This window comes from Jujubicoccus corallicola, assembly GCF_047345645.1.
Taxonomy (GTDB): Bacteria; Pseudomonadota; Alphaproteobacteria; order Rhodobacterales; family Rhodobacteraceae; genus JBLEFH01.
The window spans coordinates 533,010-548,354 of sequence record NZ_JBLEFH010000001.1 but is presented as its reverse complement, the minus strand read 5'-3'; the positions used below and the strand labels follow the sequence as shown (position 1 = coordinate 548,354).

The 15,345-nt window shown below is 61.9% G+C and carries 16 protein-coding genes; 6 read left to right on the top strand and 10 right to left on the bottom strand.

From position 1 onward, the window contains the following. Positions 1–584: GTP-binding protein (locus ACMA5I_RS02745; RefSeq protein WP_525884695.1), on the bottom strand; the 584-nt coding region annotated here is incomplete at its 3' end. A gap of 160 nt (positions 585–744) precedes the next feature. Here ACMA5I_RS02745 and metG point away from each other — a divergent pair. Genes metG through ACMA5I_RS02730 form a run of 3 tightly spaced genes read left to right on the top strand, consistent with a single transcriptional unit; the run spans position 745 to position 3,581 of the window. After that, positions 745–2,460 (top strand): methionine--tRNA ligase, encoded by a 1,716-nt coding sequence (metG, locus tag ACMA5I_RS02740; RefSeq protein WP_525884694.1) that lies wholly within the window; start codon positions 745–747, stop codon positions 2,458–2,460. Between the two features lie 55 nt (positions 2,461–2,515). Further along, positions 2,516–2,881: a CidA/LrgA family protein gene (locus ACMA5I_RS02735; RefSeq protein ID WP_525884693.1), complete on the top strand. Its 366-nt coding sequence runs from the start codon at positions 2,516–2,518 to the stop codon at positions 2,879–2,881. Then, the gene (locus tag ACMA5I_RS02730) at positions 2,874–3,581 is read left to right on the top strand and encodes an LrgB family protein (protein WP_525884692.1); all 708 of its coding nucleotides are present in this window, start codon (positions 2,874–2,876) and stop codon (positions 3,579–3,581) included. The genes ACMA5I_RS02735 and ACMA5I_RS02730 overlap by 8 nt, the downstream gene beginning before the upstream one ends. Here ACMA5I_RS02730 and ACMA5I_RS02725 read toward each other — a convergent pair. Then, positions 3,578–4,348, bottom strand: coding sequence for a transglutaminase-like domain-containing protein (locus tag ACMA5I_RS02725; protein WP_525884691.1), 771 nt, complete (start codon positions 4,346–4,348; stop codon positions 3,578–3,580). The genes ACMA5I_RS02730 and ACMA5I_RS02725 overlap by 4 nt on opposite strands. 231 nt (positions 4,349–4,579) lie before the next feature. Continuing rightward, positions 4,580–5,200, bottom strand: a complete 621-nt coding sequence (gene rpsD, locus ACMA5I_RS02720; RefSeq protein WP_525884690.1) for a 30S ribosomal protein S4 — start codon at positions 5,198–5,200, stop codon at positions 4,580–4,582. A gap of 183 nt (positions 5,201–5,383) precedes the next feature. Between rpsD and rlmJ the strand changes: the two genes are divergently transcribed. Then, complete coding sequence (gene rlmJ / locus ACMA5I_RS02715) at positions 5,384–6,148, top strand: 23S rRNA (adenine(2030)-N(6))-methyltransferase RlmJ (RefSeq protein WP_525884689.1); 765 nt, start codon at positions 5,384–5,386, stop codon at positions 6,146–6,148. Between the two features lie 19 nt (positions 6,149–6,167). Beyond that, on the top strand, positions 6,168–6,572 hold the full coding sequence (locus tag ACMA5I_RS02710) for a DUF1489 family protein (protein ID WP_525884688.1): 405 nt from the start codon (positions 6,168–6,170) through the stop codon (positions 6,570–6,572). Here the strand turns inward: ACMA5I_RS02710 and hisG are convergent. The 5 genes from hisG to ACMA5I_RS02685 all read right to left on the bottom strand — a co-directional run bounded on the left by hisG (position 6,569) and on the right by ACMA5I_RS02685 (position 10,890). After that, positions 6,569–7,267: an ATP phosphoribosyltransferase gene (hisG, locus tag ACMA5I_RS02705; RefSeq protein ID WP_525884687.1), complete on the bottom strand. Its 699-nt coding sequence runs from the start codon at positions 7,265–7,267 to the stop codon at positions 6,569–6,571. The two genes, ACMA5I_RS02710 and hisG, sit on opposite strands and share 4 nt — an antisense overlap. Then, complete coding sequence (locus ACMA5I_RS02700; RefSeq protein WP_525884686.1) at positions 7,264–8,349, bottom strand: ATP phosphoribosyltransferase regulatory subunit; 1,086 nt, start codon at positions 8,347–8,349, stop codon at positions 7,264–7,266. The genes hisG and ACMA5I_RS02700 overlap by 4 nt, the downstream gene beginning before the upstream one ends. After that, positions 8,346–9,839: a histidine--tRNA ligase gene (hisS, locus tag ACMA5I_RS02695; RefSeq protein ID WP_525884685.1), complete on the bottom strand. Its 1,494-nt coding sequence runs from the start codon at positions 9,837–9,839 to the stop codon at positions 8,346–8,348. The genes ACMA5I_RS02700 and hisS overlap by 4 nt, the downstream gene beginning before the upstream one ends. 33 nt (positions 9,840–9,872) lie before the next feature. Further along, positions 9,873–10,355: a flavin reductase family protein gene (locus ACMA5I_RS02690; RefSeq protein ID WP_525884684.1), complete on the bottom strand. Its 483-nt coding sequence runs from the start codon at positions 10,353–10,355 to the stop codon at positions 9,873–9,875. A gap of 76 nt (positions 10,356–10,431) precedes the next feature. Next, positions 10,432–10,890, bottom strand: coding sequence for a pyridoxamine 5'-phosphate oxidase family protein (locus tag ACMA5I_RS02685; protein WP_525884683.1), 459 nt, complete (start codon positions 10,888–10,890; stop codon positions 10,432–10,434). Between the two features lie 212 nt (positions 10,891–11,102). Between ACMA5I_RS02685 and ACMA5I_RS02680 the strand changes: the two genes are divergently transcribed. Further along, positions 11,103–11,294, top strand: coding sequence for a SlyX family protein (locus ACMA5I_RS02680; protein ID WP_525884682.1), 192 nt, complete (start codon positions 11,103–11,105; stop codon positions 11,292–11,294). A gap of 24 nt (positions 11,295–11,318) precedes the next feature. Here the strand turns inward: ACMA5I_RS02680 and dps are convergent, their stop codons facing one another. Both dps and dnaE read right to left on the bottom strand, forming a co-directional pair. Then, the gene (dps, locus tag ACMA5I_RS02675) at positions 11,319–11,786 is read right to left on the bottom strand and encodes a DNA starvation/stationary phase protection protein Dps (protein WP_525884681.1); all 468 of its coding nucleotides are present in this window, start codon (positions 11,784–11,786) and stop codon (positions 11,319–11,321) included. 70 nt (positions 11,787–11,856) lie between these two features. Continuing rightward, positions 11,857–15,318 (bottom strand): DNA polymerase III subunit alpha, encoded by a 3,462-nt coding sequence (dnaE, locus tag ACMA5I_RS02670; protein ID WP_525884680.1) that lies wholly within the window; start codon positions 15,316–15,318, stop codon positions 11,857–11,859. Positions 15,319–15,345 lie beyond the last annotated feature (27 nt).

Sequence of the window (15,345 nt, the reverse complement as noted above, 5' to 3'; positions counted from 1 at the left end):
TCATCCACAGCCGCCATCAGTTCGCGGATCTTGTTCTCGCCGATCTCGGGGTCGCGGCCTTCCATAGCGGCCAGAGCCGAGCCTGCGATGATCGGAATATCGTCGCCCGGGAACTCATACTCGTTCAGAAGCTCGCGGACTTCCATTTCGACGAGCTCGAGAAGCTCTTCATCGTCCACCTGATCGACTTTGTTCAGGAACACGACGAGGCCGGGCACGCCGACCTGACGGGCCAGCAGGATGTGTTCGCGGGTCTGCGGCATCGGGCCGTCAGCCGCGTTCACAACCAGAATGCCGCCATCCATCTGGGCTGCACCGGTGATCATGTTCTTCACATAGTCAGCGTGGCCGGGGCAATCGACGTGTGCGTAGTGACGGTTCTCCGTCTCATACTCCACGTGGGCCGTCGAGATGGTGATCCCGCGGGCTTTCTCTTCCGGCGCGCCGTCGATCTGGTCATAGGCACGGAAGTCACCGAAATACTTCGTGATCGCCGCCGTCAGCGTCGTCTTCCCGTGGTCAACGTGACCAATCGTGCCGATGTTCACATGCGGCTTATTACGCTCAAACTTTTCCTTCGCCATTGCCAAATCCTCTTGGTCGTGGTTGGACCCGGTGGTCCTTGGGGTTACATCGGCGTTCACATAATGATCGCACGGCAAAAACGCAACATTAAATGTCCGGCGCGGCTTTCCAGCGCGGCGTCGATCGCCTAAAAGGCCCGAAAAGATGAATGGAGACCCCATGGCCCGCTATCTGGTGACCTCGGCCCTGCCCTATATCAACGGTGTGAAACATCTCGGCAATCTCGTCGGGAGCCAACTTCCCTCCGACGCCTATGCCCGCTATCTGCGCGGACGCGGCCATGAGGTGCTGTTTATCTGCGCGACCGATGAGCATGGCACGCCCGCCGAGCTTGGCGCGAAAAAAGCCGGGCTGCCGGTCGAGGAATTCTGCCGCCAGATGTGGGTGAAGCAGAAGGAGATCGCCGACGGGTTCCGCCTCTCCTTCGACCATTTCGGCCGCTCCTCCAGCCCGCAGAATCATCGCCTGACCCAGCATTTCGCTGGAAAGCTGGCCGAAAACGGCATGATCGAAGAGGTGATGGAGACGCAGATTTATTCGCCCGAGGATGGCCGCTTCCTGCCCGACCGCTATATCGAAGGCACCTGCCCCAATTGCGGTTACGACAAGGCGCGCGGCGATCAGTGCGAGAATTGCACCAAGCAGCTCGACCCGACCGATCTCATTGACCCGCGTTCGGCCATCTCCGGCGCAACGAACCTTGAGGAACGCCAGACCAAACACCTCTTCCTCACCCAGTCGAAAATGCGCCAACAGATCGCGGACTGGATCGAATCGAAAAAAGACTGGCCGATCCTGACCACCTCCATCGCCAAGAAATGGCTCAATGATGGCGACGGGCTTCAGGATCGCGGCATCACCCGCGATCTCGACTGGGGCATCCCGGTCAAGAAGGGCAGTGAGGATTGGCCGGGGCTGGAAGGCAAGGTGTTCTATGTCTGGTTCGACGCGCCGATCGAATATATCGCCGCGACCGCCGAATGGGCCGAGGCCAATGGCAAATCCGAAGACGAATGGATGAGCTGGTGGCGCACCGACAAAGGCGCCGAGGATATCCGTTACGTGCAGGTCATGGGCAAGGACAACGTCCCCTTCCACACGCTCACCTTCCCGGCGACCATCATGGGGTCCGGCGAGCCGTGGAAGCTGGTCGATTACATCAAGTCACTCAACTGGTTACTTTATGAAGGCGGGAAATTCTCCACCTCGCAGGGCCGCGGCGTCTTCATGGATCAGGCGCTCGACCTCTTCCCCGCCGATTACTGGCGCTGGTGGCTGCTCGCCAATGCGCCGGAAAGCGACGATGCAGATTTCACATGGGAAAGTTTCCAGCTTGGCATCAATCGCTCGCTCGCGGATGTGCTCGGCAATTTCGTCTCGCGCGTCACGAAATTCTGCCGCTCGAAATTCGGCGAAGAGGTGCCCGCAGGCGGCACTTACGGCGAACGCGAAGCCGCAGTGACGGCGGAAATCGAGAAACGTCTGCGCGCCTATGAAGGCCATATGGACGCGATCGAGTTCCGCAAGGCGGCGACCGAGTTGCGCGCCATCTGGGTCGCGGGCAACGAGTATCTGCAAGAGGCCGCCCCCTGGGCCGTGTTCAAGGAAGACCCGGAGCAGGCCGCCGCGCAGATCCGTTTCGCGCTCAACCTCATCCGCCTTTATGCCGAGATTTCCGCGCCCTTCATCCCCGATGCGTCGGAGGCTCTGCTGACGGCCCTCAACATCACCGCGCGCGACTGGCCCGGCGACGTGAAGGCCGCGCTGGAGCGTCTTGCCCCCAGCCACGCCTTCACCACCCCGGACAATCTTTTCGCCAAGATCGACGATGCGCGGCGTGAGGAACTTGAGGCGCAATTCGCCGGAACCGAATAAGGCGCTGGATCACGCGCGAGGCCCCCGCTAGGCTCACCCCGAACGCGGAGGCCTCATGATCCAAGCCCTTCTTATCATTCTGTTCCTGCAACTTCTGGGCGAGGTGCTGTCGCATCTTGCCCTCCCCTTCATCCCCGGCCCCGTGCTGGGGATGCTGCTGATGCTGGCCCTGGTCTTTGCCCGCCCTGCCATCGTCCCGACGGTCCTACCAACCGCGCGCGGCCTGCTCTCCGTTCTCTCGCTCCTCTTCGTGCCCGCAGGCGTCGGCGTCGTCACCTATCTGGGCACCATCGCGGCCAGCGGCGCAGGTATCGCCGCTGTGCTGATCGGCAGCACCGTGGTGTCCATCGCCCTCACCGCGCTCACCTATAAATGGGTCGCGAACCTCATGGGCGTCGCGCTGGAGGCCGAGGATGAGTGAATTCTGGACCGGCCTGCTCGCCTCGCCCCTCTTCTGGATCACCGCAACCCTCGCCACTTTCGCGCTCGGCGAATGGCTGCACCGCAAAGCGAAACACTCACCCCTCGTGAACCCTGTGCTGATCTCCATCGTCCTCATCGGCGTGATGCTCCCGCTCACCGGAACCGATTACGACACCTATTTCGACGGCGCGCAGTTCATTCACTTCCTGCTCGGCCCCGCCACCGTCGCCCTCGCCCTGCCGCTCTACCTGCACCGCGACCTCATCCGCCGCGCGCTCATTCCGATGGCCGTCGCACTCACGGTCGGCAGCACATTCAGCGCCGTGAGCGGCCTCTTGATCGCGAAATGGATGGGGGTGGACCTCGTCTCGACCCTCTCGCTCGTCCCGAAATCCGCCACGTCGCCCGTCGCGATGCCCGTCGCCGAAATCATCGGCGGCTCGGCGACGCTTACGGCGGTTTTCGTGATCCTCGTCGGCATCGTCGGCGCGATGCTCGGCCCGCCGCTCCTCTCCGCGCTCGGCATGACAGACCCACAAAGCCGCGGTTTCTCCCTCGGCACCATCGCCGGCGGGATCGGCACCGCCAAAGCCTTGCAGGAAAACGAAGCCGCCGGCGCCTTCGCCAGCATCGGCATGGGCCTCGGCGCGCTTCTGACCGCGCTGATCACGCCGGTCGTGGTGGCGCTGCTTCTCTAGCTGCGGCGCACACCCACACTCTGCTCCACCAACTCCGCCACGCCGAAACTCGTCATAAACGCAATATCCGCCGCGTCGCGACCGGTGGTCACGACGACCATTTCGTCGGGCGTCGCCATGCCGGTTGCGTCCACGAGATGCCAGCCGCCTTGCAGATACACCTCGGCGACGGCGTGGAAATCGGGCGGGTCCACATCGGGCCCGTAGACGCTGACCATGCGGGCCGGGATGTCGGCCGCGCGGGCCAGCGCGATCATCAGATGGGCGTAGTCGCGGCAGACCCCTTGGCGGGAAATATAGCTGTCGAGCGCCGTGGTTGTGCCAGTACTCGCGCCTGAAACATAAGCGATATTCGCGGCGATCCAGTCGCGGATGGCGAGGATTTTCTCACCCCCGTCAAACCCGCCGAATTTGTTCTGCGTCAGCGTGCCAAGCTGGTCGGACTGGCAGTAGCGCGACGGGAGCAGATAGGGCAGCACATCCTCCGGCAAATCCCGGATCGAGAGCGCGGCGAGTTGCGTCAGATCCGCCGTCGTCCGCGTCACCGCGACCTCCGCCCGGTAGCGCACATCGAGACGCGCGCCTCGCTCGACCAACTGCGCGAGACCCACGCCGCTCGCAGGGGCGCGCGGCTCCGCACCGTCCAAACCCTCGATGTCCGACGACACAACTTTCTGCCCGGCATAATCCGCCGCCTCGATCATCAGCAGGATCGTCGTCGGCTCCGGCAAGGTGTAATCGAGCTTGATATCGAGAGAAATTGTCATCGGACCTCCACCTCCCGGCGCGCGCGAAATCGCTTGAGCGACAGGGTGTTGCAGCTAGAAATTCACGAAAAAACGCCACGGCGCAGAAGAGAGCAGAGGCGGCGCGACTTGGGGAACCGTACCGCGCGTTAAACCAACGCAGCCACGCGCCGCGCGTTCCCCGAAGACGCGCTACCTAATAAGAAAGCCGCCCCCGAAGGCGCGGCTTTCGATCTGGTGGATCGGCGCAGATTAGTTCTGCGCGTAGAATTCGACCACGAGGTTCGGTTCCATCTGCACCGGATAGGGCACATCCGACAGACCCGGCGTCCGCACGAAAGTGGCGGTCAGCTTGTTGGTGTCCACGTCGATATATTCGGGAACGTCACGTTCGGCGAGCTGGATCGCTTCAAGAACGATCGCGAGCTGCTTGGAACGGTTACGAACTTCGATCACATCGCCTTCTTTCACCTGATAGGAGGGGATGTTCACTTTCTTGCCGTTCACGCGCACATGGCCGTGGTTCACGAACTGACGCGCTGCGAACACGGTCGGCACGAATTTCGCACGGTAGACAACAGCGTCCAGGCGACGCTCCAGCAGGCCGATCAGGTTTTCACCGGTGTCGCCCTTGCGGCGCTCGGCTTCGGCGTAGATGCGGCGGAACTGCTTCTCGGTCAGGTCACCATAGTAACCCTTCAGCTTCTGCTTTGCGCGCAGCTGAATACCGAAGTCGGAGAGTTTGCCCTTGCGGCGCTGACCATGCTGGCCCGGACCGTATTCGCGGCGGTTCACCGGCGATTTCGGGCGGCCCCAGATGTTTTCGCCCATGCGGCGGTCGATTTTATACTTGGCAGACGTGCGTTTGCTCACGGCTGACTCCTTTCACCAAATGAAAGGCACTTTCCTTTCCCAAATGCAGAATCGCATCGGGTGACAGGCATCCCCTCGCGAGGGCCACAAGCACCAAAGATGCGCGCGTATAGAATTGGTCGCTCGGGGAGTCAAGGCGTTTCGCACTCTTGCGCTTTGCCATGGGCCGGGTATGACAGCCGGATGCTGTCCTATCAACATGCTTATCACGCGGGCGGCCCGGCGGATCTTCACAAACATCTCGCGCTGGCCGAACTGTTGAGCCTGCTCACGCGCAAACCGCGCGGGATCAGTTATTTTGAGACCCATTCCGGGCGTGGGCTTTATGACCTGTCGGCAGATGAGACGGCGAAAACGGGTGAAGCGGCGGAAGGGATTCTGGCGCATTCCCCTAAAACAGGCGCGTTTGCCGATGCGCTGGCGCGCCTGCGGGCGGACAAGGGCGAAACCGCTTACTTCGGCTCCCCCCTCCTCGCCCAGCTTTTGCTCCGGGAGCAGGATGTTCTGCGGCTGATGGAACTCCACCCCGCCGAAATCAAAGCCCTTCGCCGAACTATCACGGGCGCAGAAATTCACCATCGCGACGGCTATGAAGGCGTCCTCGCGCTGTCCCCGCCGAAGCCACGCAAAGGCCTCGTCTTGGTCGATCCGTCCTATGAGGTGAAGAGCGAATATGCCGAAGCCGCGGACTTCACACGCAAACTCATCAAGAAATGGCCCGAAGCGGTTGTCTTGATCTGGTATCCCATCCTGCCCGCCGCCCGGCATCAGGACTTGCTGGACGGCTTGAAACCGCTTCGCCCGCATGTCGATGAAGTCGCGTTCGATCTCAAAGGCGGCGCGGGCATGACCGGCTCCGGCCTCGCTCTCGTCAATGCGCCTTATGGGGCCGATGACGCGCTCGCTGCCGCGTTCAAACAGGGTCAGCCGCTCTTGCGTCGCCCGTGAGCGCCGCTACATTTAACACATGATGAATATCGTCAAACTCTGCGTCGGTGCCGAGAGCATCGCGGATCTCGCCCGTTATCAATCGGGGCGCGGCGAGGTCAGTCACACCACCCGCATGTTCCCGAAAAGACGCGAAGAAGTGCTGAATGGCGGCTCGCTCTTCTGGGTCATCAAGGGCTCGATTCTCGCGCGTCAACAGATCATTGATCTCGTCGAAGTGGTCGGTACGGATGGAATCGCCCGTTGCAAAATGGTGCTGGACCCGGAGATCGTCCGCGTCGCGCCGACGCTGAAACGCCCGTTCCAAGGTTGGCGTTATCTCAAACCGGCGGATAGCCCGCCGGACCTCGGCGGCTACGATGAGAGTGAGGACGAATTGCCGCCGGAGCTGCAAAAGGGTCTGGCCGAGCTCGGGATTCTCTAAAGTTTCGCGTCAAACCCGCAGCGCGCGCCAAGCTCCGCCAGCGCCTTGCGCGCCGCATCACTCCACTCGGCGGTTTCGCTTAAAAACAGCGTCGCCTGAGAGCGCAAAATCGGCTCGCCAATCCCCTTGAGATGGTTCGCCCGCAGCGTCTCGCCCGAAGAGGTAATATCCGCAATTGCCTCGGCGGTGAGGTTCTTCACCGTCCCCTCGGTCGCGCCCTGACTGTCGACGATCTGATAGTCCGCAACCTCCGCCGCCGCGAGATGCGCGCGCACAAGGTTATGATATTTCGTCGCAATCCTGAGGCGCAGCCCATGCTCGGCGCGGAACCGAGCGGCCACGGCGTCGAAATCATCGAGCGTTTCGACATCCTCCCACAGCACCGGCACGGCGAGGATGAGATCGGCAAACCCAAACCCCATTTCCGCCAATTCCTGCGTGCCGATCCCGCCAAGTTTTTCGGCAACGAGATCCTGCCCCGTCACGCCTAGATGGATACGGCCCGCCGCCAGTTCGCGCGGAATTTCCCCCGCCGACAGCAGCACCAGTTCCACATCGTCCACCCCGGCAACGGCCCCGGCATATTCGCGGTCGGACCCGGTGCGCTCCAGCGTCACGCCGCGCGCCGCAAACCAGGCCATCGTGTCCGCCTGAAGTCGGCCCTTGCTCGGCACGCCCAGTTTCAACGCGCTCATGGTAACACCTCCGCAAGGGTTTCGGGGCGGATAATCGCGCCGAGCGCCGGGATCGGCGGATCCCCGAGAAAGCCAGTCAGGGCGTCGTAGCGCCCACCGCTTGCAATCGGGGCGAGGGCCGGGTCATCAGCAAGGAATCCAAAGACAAAGCCGTCATAATATTCCAGCGTCGTGCGGCCAAAGCTGAGTTCGAAGCGCAAACTCTGGGTCTCGACGCCCGCCGCCTCAAGCGCCGCATTGCGGTCTTCCGCGCGGTCCACCGCAGGCGCCAGCGCGTGCATTTCCTCAGCCAGTTCCCGCAGCCGCGCCATCACCTCCGACACGGGACCGGCCAGCGACAGAAGCTCGCCCAAAATGGCGACCTGCCGCGCCGGAAGACGCGGGCGCTCGGTTTCCTCCTTGAGCAACCGCACGCGCGCCGCAATGTCCTCCGCTGAGCGCAGACCAACGGCCCGGTGCCGCGACAGCGCGCCGTAGAGCGTCCCCGCCTCCAGCGCATCGAAGAGTGCTTGCCGGGTCTCTGAAATCTGCTCTGGCTTGGAAAACCGCTCCAGCAATCGGCGGAAGCGCGCGGGCCGCCACAAATGCCGCCGCAGCGCCGCTTTCAGCGCGTCGCCCGCGTCCAGCCCGTCAATCGCCGCGAGCAGGATCCCCATATCGCCGATGATAGGCGTGAGCGGCGCGCGCCCTAACACCTCGGACAGCAACGCGAAAAGGGCGGCATCGGCCGACGGGCTGTCCGCATCGCCCAGCATTTCGATCCCGACCTGAAGCGTCTCGCGAGGCCGCGTGCTGCGCAGATCCTGCCGCCGCCAAACCGGGCCGAGATAGCAATAGCGCCCCGCCTCCGCCCCATGCGCCATATGCGACTGGACGACCGGCACGGTGAAATCGGGCCGCAGCATCAACTCGCCATCAACCGGATCATGGGTGACGAAAGCGCGGGCGCGAATATCCTCGCCATAAAGATCGAGCAGCAAATCCGCCGGTTGCAGCGCCTCGGGCGCCACGCGCGCCGCGCCTGCCGCCTCGAATTGCGCCAAAATCTGACCGCCGAGTGCTTCCGCCCGCGTCTGGCTCATCGCGCCCGTGCCATCATTTTCTGCACTTCATCGACGAGATCGGCGCGATTCACCTCGATCTGCGCAGGCTGCGATTTCCATTCCTCATTGCTCTCGATCTCGGCGGCGAGCGCCTTGCCGAGCGCAAGATCCTTGAGTTGCACGATCCCCTGATCGAACTCGTCAGAGCCGCAAATCACCGCCACCGGCGCATTGCGCGCATCGGCATATTTGAGCTGCTTGCCGAAATTGCCGCCGCCCATGAAAAGCTCCGACCGGATGCCTGCGGCGCGGAGTTCCGCCACCATCGCCTGATAGTCGGCGATGCGGCCCTTATCCATAACCGTCACAACCACCGGCCCGTCGCTTGCGATCTTCGCTGCGCGGCGCGCCTCAAGCGCGGCCAGCAGGCGGTCCACACCGATGGACACGCCCGTCGCGGGCACTTTCTGACCCGTGAAGCGCATCACCAGATCGTCGTAACGCCCGCCACCGGCGACCGAGCCGAATTGCCGCTTCCGGCCTTTGTCATCGAGAATTTCAAAGGTCAGCTCGGCCTCGAACACCGGCCCGGTGTAATAGCCCAAGCCGCGCACAACCGAGGGGTCGATGACAATCTCGCCGGTCTCGCTGGCGCCAAAAATCTCCGCCATCTGGCGCAGTTCAGCCACGCCCTCTTGCCCCACCTCGCTCTCCGCAACCAGTTCCGCAAGCCGGTCGCAGGTCGCCGCATTGTTGCCGCGCCGCGCCGAGACAAAGCCCATGACCACATCTGCCTGTGCTTCGGTGAGACCCGCGCCCTTGGTGTAGTCGCCGCTGTCATCCTTACGGCCTTCGCCAAGAAGCGCCCGCACACCGGTTTCGCCCAACCGGTCCAGCTTGTCGACCGCGCGCAGCACGATCCCGCGCTCCGCCTCATGCGCATCCGGCGCGGCGGGATCGAGCAGGCCGACGACCTCCATCACTCCGTTGAGAACCTTGCGATTGTTGACCCGGACCACATAATCCCCCCGCGCAATACCGGCCGCTTCCAGCGCCGCACACAGCATCACGCAGCACTCCGCATCCGCCGCAATCGACGCCGCGCCGACCGTGTCCGCATCGCATTGATAAAACTGACGGAACCGCCCCGGCCCCGGCTTCTCATTGCGCCAGACCGGCCCCATGGCGTAGCGGCGATAGGGCGTCGGCAAATCGTTGCGATGTTCGGCATAAACGCGGGCGAGCGGCGCGGTCAGATCGTAGCGCAGCGCCATCCAGCTTTCGTCCTCGTCCTGCCAGGCAAACACACCCTCATTGGGCCGGTCCACATCGGGGAGAAACTTGCCAAGCGCCTCGACCGTCTCGACCGCCGGGCTTTCCAGCGGATCGAAACCGTAAAGCCGATACACCTCGGCAATCCGGTTCAGCATCTCCTGCCGGGCGATCAGCTCTGCGCCGAAATAGTCGCGAAATCCTTTCGCCGTCTCCGCCTTGGGGCGGCGCGGCTTCTTTTGCTTGTCCTTGGCCATGGCGTCCTCTTTTGGCGCCTTGCTAACGCAGCTTTAAGCGTCCGGCAATGCGCCAAATGCCCCGCGATGGAAGATCAGCGGCGGCGCGGTCCCGATTTCGAGCCTTTTGACCTCGCCCACCATGATCAGATGATCGCCGCCCTCATACTGCGCAGCGTGGACACATTCGAACCGCGCGCAGCACCCATCGAGGATCGGCACGTCGCCAAGGCCGGGGCGAGTCTCCAACGCGGCGAAAGGCTCATGCCCGGACTGCGCGAAACCAACGGCCAGATGCTCCTGATGACGCCCGAGAACATGGATCGCGAAATGGCTGGCCGCCTCGAAACTCTCGAAACGGTCGGACGCACGCGCAGGCGACCAAAGCACCAGCGGCGGCTCAAGCGAGACCGCCGCAAAGCTGTTGACCGTCATGCCAAGGGGGCCGTCCGGCGTCTGCGTCGTGACCACGGTCACGCCCGTCGCAAACTGGCCCAAAGCATCACGAAGATCGCGGGAGGAGAAGCCGTCCATCATGGGTTCATCTAGCGCGCCAAGGGTCGGCGCGGCAAGCAAATACCCTGAAAAACAGCGGCGTCTCCTCCCGGCAAAATCAGAAGGTCAGCGTGAAGTGATCACCCATATCGGGCTTGTCGCCAGTGACCTTGGATTTCGCGATCTCATAGAGGAACCCGAGATTGCCACCCGTCGCCCAGACCTCCGCCTCCGTCGGCGTGACCTCGATCAGGCGAATATCCGGATCGTTAATGTCGTCAAACCAGGACGAAGCGATGGCGTTCCACAGCTCTTCGAGCTTGGCGCGGTCTTGGCTAAGAGCCGCCTTGCCCTCAATCCGCGCATGCAGATCGCCCGAGCCAGTCACGATCAGCGACGCATCGCTCGCGCCGCTCTCGGTCGCCTGCACGAGGTCCGTGCCCTGCGCCGTGATGAACCAGATCTTGCCCGTTTCCTTGTCCGCATAAGGCGACATCGGCACATGGCGCGCGTCACCAATGCCCAGCATTGCGGCACGCACATCTTTGAGTTCGTTCCAGAATTTTTCTTCAGACATTTGGGGTCTCCCGTTGTCAAAATGTGCGGGAAACGACCACCACACCCATCATGCCGGGCCCACCACGTCCCGGCGGGTATCGCTCCCCGCCCCACACCAACGGACGACATGCCAATGCGTTCCTGAAAAATTTTAATTCCTTGATTCGACCGGATTGTTTCTGCCTCGCGACAGGCGTAAACTGGCTTTCACACCCGCAAAAGGCAGCAAAAATGAGCGATCTGACCGATCTCGAAACCCGCAATGCGCATCTGGAACGGCTCACCGAAGAGCTGTCCGCGCTCGTCTATGAGCAGGGTTTGCGGCTGGAAAAGCTGGAACGCCGGGTGCAGCTCTTGATGGAACATGCCGCCTCAAATGAAGCGAGCGGCGCATCGGATGATACGCCGCCCCCACATTATTGATCTCAGATCAGGCCGTTAATCGACTTACTTGATGTGGCTCTCAATGAACCACAGATCTTTGTCGAGCGTACGCGACACGCCGGTCAGCAGATCGGTCGTGCCTTCGTCACCGGCTTCCGAAACGCTGTCGATATCCTTGCGCACCGCTTCGCCAAGATCGGCATAGCGCTCGGACAGCGCCTTGGCGTGATCCTTCACGGATTTCAGATCGGTCGGATAGGTCTTCACAACGCTGGCATCCACCGCATCTTCGGCCCGGCCCTTGGCGACACCGCCGAGGATCTGCACACGTTCGGCGATCTCATCCGAATGGTCTTCCGCGCGGGTGTAAACCTCGTCGAGCAGTTCATGAAAGGCGATAAACCCTGCGCCCTCAACATTCCAGTGGGCTTGTTTAATAGCCAATTTCAGCGCCACCATATCGGCGAGACGCGAGTTCAGAGTGTCGATGCTGGTTTTCAGCGCGTTGTCAGAAAGTCCTTTAACAGGCATGGGAGCCTCCTTTCGTTTCGACTCCACCTAGGTAGCATTTTCCGCATGTTAAGGGGGTCCTGAAAAGTTTTTAGAATTCTTCTACTTTGGCGACCCCGGCAATATGCTTGATCGCGCCGCGAATTTCCGGCGTGACCGGATACTCCCCCGGCAGGCGAATTTCGACCGCGCCCGAGATCGGCGCATCCGGACAATCCACAATCAACTCCACCGGCCCGCGCGTCCGCGCGTCATGCGCCGAGAGCCGCGTCCGCAGGCTCGGCAGCGCGCCCGCATCCGACAGATGCACCCGCAGGCCCGTCATGGCGACCCCCGCGACGGCTTCTTCCACCGGTTGCACGGCGCGGAGCAGCATCTTGATCTGATCGCCCTCCTGCTCGACCTCAACGGTCAGCACCAGGTTGCGACCAGCCGTCAGCAGGTTCTGGAATTGCTCCAGCGGTTCCGAAAAAATCGTGACCTCATAAAGCCCCGTCGGATCCGAGAACTGCGCAAATGCAAATCGATTCCCTTTGGCCGATTTGCGGATCTGGATACCCGCCAGCGTCCCCGCAATCTGCACCGCGCTTTTGCCGCTGCGCGCCTGCGCCGAAAGCGACGCATATTCCTTGATCCCCTTGCGCTTGAGCGGCCCGGCATAGTCTTCCAGCGGATGCCCCGAGAGATAATAGCCAACCGCCTGCTGCTCCGCCGCCAAACGCTCCGTCGGCATCCAATCCTCCGGTTGCGGGAGGCGCGGTGGCGGGAGTTGCACCGATCCGCCGCCAAAGAGCGAGCTCTGCGCCGAAGATTGCTCCTCAATGACAGCCGCCGAATGGGCCACCAGCGCATCCACGCTCTCGACGACTTTCCGGCGGTTCGCATCCAGCTGATCGAACGCCCCGGCCCGCGCCAGCGTCTCCAGCGAGCGCTTCCCAATCCGTTTCAGATCCACACGTTCCGCAAATTCCGTGAGCGTCTGGAAGGGCTTGTCACCACGTGCCGCCACCAGTTGCCGCATCACCTCCAGCCCGACATTCTTAAGACCCGCCAGACCGTAAACGATCTTGCCGTCTTTCACCGAGAACATCGGCTCCGAGCGGTTCACACAAGGCGGCACCACCTCGATCCCGAGCCGGTCCACCTCCTGTTTGTAAATTTTCAGCTTATCCGTGAGATGAATATCGCAGTTCATCACCGAGGCCATGAAGGGCGCCGGATAATTCGCCTTGAGCCAGGCGGTCTGATAACTCACCACCGCATAGGCGGCGGCGTGGGACTTGTTGAAGCCGTAATTCGCGAATTTTTCCAACAGGTTCCAGACTTCGAGCGCCTTGTTCTTGTCGACCCCGTTCTTGGCCGACCCTTCAAGGAATTTTGGCCGCTCCGCGTCCATCGCCTCCTTGATCTTCTTGCCCATGGCCCGCCGCAAAAGATCCGCGCCGCCAAGCGTGTAGCCCGCCATCTCCTGCGCGATCTGCATCACCTGCTCTTGGTAAACGATGATGCCCTGCGTCTCTTCGAGAATATGGTCAATCGACGGATGCAGGGTCGCGCGCTTCTCCAAACCGTTCTTCACACGGCAATATGTCGGAATATTTTCCATCGGACCGGGGCGATACAGCGCCACAAGCGCAATAATATCCTCGATACAGGTCGGCTTCATCTGCCGGAGTGCGTCCTGCATCCCCGCCGATTCCACTTGAAACACCGCCACCGTCTTGGCCGAGGCGTAAAGCTCATAGGTCTTTTCATCGTCGAAGGGCAGCTTCTCGGCGATCACCCAATCATCTTCTTGGCGACCTTCATTAATGATCGCTTCCGCACCCTTAATAACCGTCAGCGTCTTGAGGCCCAGAAAGTCGAATTTCACCAGCCCGGCCTGCTCAACCCATTTCATGTTGAACTGCGTCGCGGGCATGTCGCCCTCTTCCGCACCGGCTTCACGGTAAAGCGGCACCAGCTCGTCCAGCGGCCGGTCCCCGATCACGACCCCCGCGGCGTGGGTCGACGCATTTCGAAACAGCCCCTCCACCTGCTGCGCATAGGTCAGCATCCGGTCGACACGCTCATCCGCCTTGGCCTCATCCCGCAGACGCGGCTCCTCCGCGAGCGCTTTTTCGAGACTCACCGGCTTCACCCCATCCATCGGGATCAGCTTCGACAGCCGGTCGCGCACGGGGAACGGCAACTCCATCACCCGGCCGATATCCTGCACAGCCATCTTCGACGCCATCGCGCCGAAGGTGATGATCTGCGCCACCTTCTCCGCGCCATATTTCTTCTGCACATATTCGATGACCCGCTCGCGATTGTCGCGGCAAAAATCGATGTCGAAATCCGGCATGGACACACGTTCGGGGTTGAGAAACCGCTCGAACAGCAGCGAAAACCGCAGCGGATCGAGGTCGGTAATCGTCAACGCATAAGCCACCAGCGAGCCTGCACCGGACCCCCGCCCCGGCCCGACCGGCACATCATTCGTCCGCGCCCATTTGATGAAGTCCGCAACGATCAGGAAGTAGCCGGGAAAGCCCATCTGTTCGATGATCCCAAGCTCAAATTCGAGCCGCTTTTCATATTCCTCAACTGGCACCGCGTGGGGTATCTCGGCCAGTCTCTCTTTCAGACCTTCGAAAGACTGCCGCCGCAATTCCTCCACCTCGTCATCGGCAAAGCGCGGCAGAATCGGGTCATGGGTGCGGACGCGGAAAGCGCAGCGCTTGGCGATTTCCACCGTGTTCTCAACCGCCTCCGGCAGATCGCTAAAGAGCGTGCACATCTCGGCTTGCGACTTGAAATAATGCTCCGGCGTGAGTTGGCGGCGCGGCGCGGCCTGATCGACATAGGCGCCATCAGAAATACAAATCAGCGCGTCATGGGCCTCGAACGCCTCCCGTTTCGGGAAATAGACCTCATTGGTCGCGACCAAGGGCAACTCATGCTCATAGGCGATGCGGATGAATTCCGGCTCGGTCGCGGCCTCGGCATCCGTGCGGACCGACTCGCCGCCATGGCGCTGCAATTCCATATAAAACCGCTGCGGGAAAATCCGCGCCAGATCGAGGAGGAGCCGCTCTGCCGCATCCCATTTGCCCGACTGCATCAGCAATCCGGCAGGCCCGAGCGCACCGCCCGAGAGGCAAATCACCCCCGCCGCATAGGTCTCCAAATCAGCCAAGGTCACATGCGCGAACTGGTGATCGCCGCGCAGATGCAGCTTCGAATTCAGCTTGAGAAGGCTCAGATAACCCTCCTGATTTTGCGCCAAAAGCACAACGGGCGCAGGCGGCGTCGGCTGCTCACCGGGCGCGGCCTCCAAATAACGCAGCGCGACCTGACAACCGATGATCGGCTGCACCCCGGCCTTTGCGGCCTTTTCCGAAAATTCCAGCCCAGCAAAGAGGTTGTTCGTATCCGTTAATGCCACAGCAGGCATCTCATCGCCCTGCGCAAGACTCAACAGATCGCCAATTTGCACCGCCCCTTCGAGCAGCGAATAGGCGGAATGGACGCGGAGATGGATGAATCGGGGATCGCTGGCACTGGTCATGGGCCGCAGATTACGCGGCGCAGCGCG

Bases quoted from the DNA above. Each gene is read 5' to 3' on its own strand.
- ACMA5I_RS02685 (WP_525884683.1), bottom strand. From the start codon at position 10,890: ATGTCTGAAGAAAAATTCTGGAACGAACTCAAAGATGTGCGTGCCGCA.
- rlmJ (WP_525884689.1), top strand. From the start codon at position 5,384: ATGCTGTCCTATCAACATGCTTATCACGCGGGCGGCCCGGCGGATCTT.
- dps (WP_525884681.1), bottom strand. From the start codon at position 11,786: ATGCCTGTTAAAGGACTTTCTGACAACGCGCTGAAAACCAGCATCGAC.
- ACMA5I_RS02730 (WP_525884692.1), top strand. From the start codon at position 2,874: ATGAGTGAATTCTGGACCGGCCTGCTCGCCTCGCCCCTCTTCTGGATC.
- metG (WP_525884694.1), top strand. From the start codon at position 745: ATGGCCCGCTATCTGGTGACCTCGGCCCTGCCCTATATCAACGGTGTG.
- hisS (WP_525884685.1), bottom strand. From the start codon at position 9,839: ATGGCCAAGGACAAGCAAAAGAAGCCGCGCCGCCCCAAGGCGGAGACG.
- ACMA5I_RS02725 (WP_525884691.1), bottom strand. From the start codon at position 4,348: ATGACAATTTCTCTCGATATCAAGCTCGATTACACCTTGCCGGAGCCG.
- dnaE (WP_525884680.1), bottom strand. From the start codon at position 15,318: ATGACCAGTGCCAGCGATCCCCGATTCATCCATCTCCGCGTCCATTCC.
- ACMA5I_RS02690 (WP_525884684.1), bottom strand. From the start codon at position 10,355: ATGATGGACGGCTTCTCCTCCCGCGATCTTCGTGATGCTTTGGGCCAG.
- ACMA5I_RS02680 (WP_525884682.1), top strand. From the start codon at position 11,103: ATGAGCGATCTGACCGATCTCGAAACCCGCAATGCGCATCTGGAACGG.
- ACMA5I_RS02735 (WP_525884693.1), top strand. From the start codon at position 2,516: ATGATCCAAGCCCTTCTTATCATTCTGTTCCTGCAACTTCTGGGCGAG.
- hisG (WP_525884687.1), bottom strand. From the start codon at position 7,267: ATGAGCGCGTTGAAACTGGGCGTGCCGAGCAAGGGCCGACTTCAGGCG.
- ACMA5I_RS02710 (WP_525884688.1), top strand. From the start codon at position 6,168: ATGATGAATATCGTCAAACTCTGCGTCGGTGCCGAGAGCATCGCGGAT.
- ACMA5I_RS02700 (WP_525884686.1), bottom strand. From the start codon at position 8,349: ATGAGCCAGACGCGGGCGGAAGCACTCGGCGGTCAGATTTTGGCGCAA.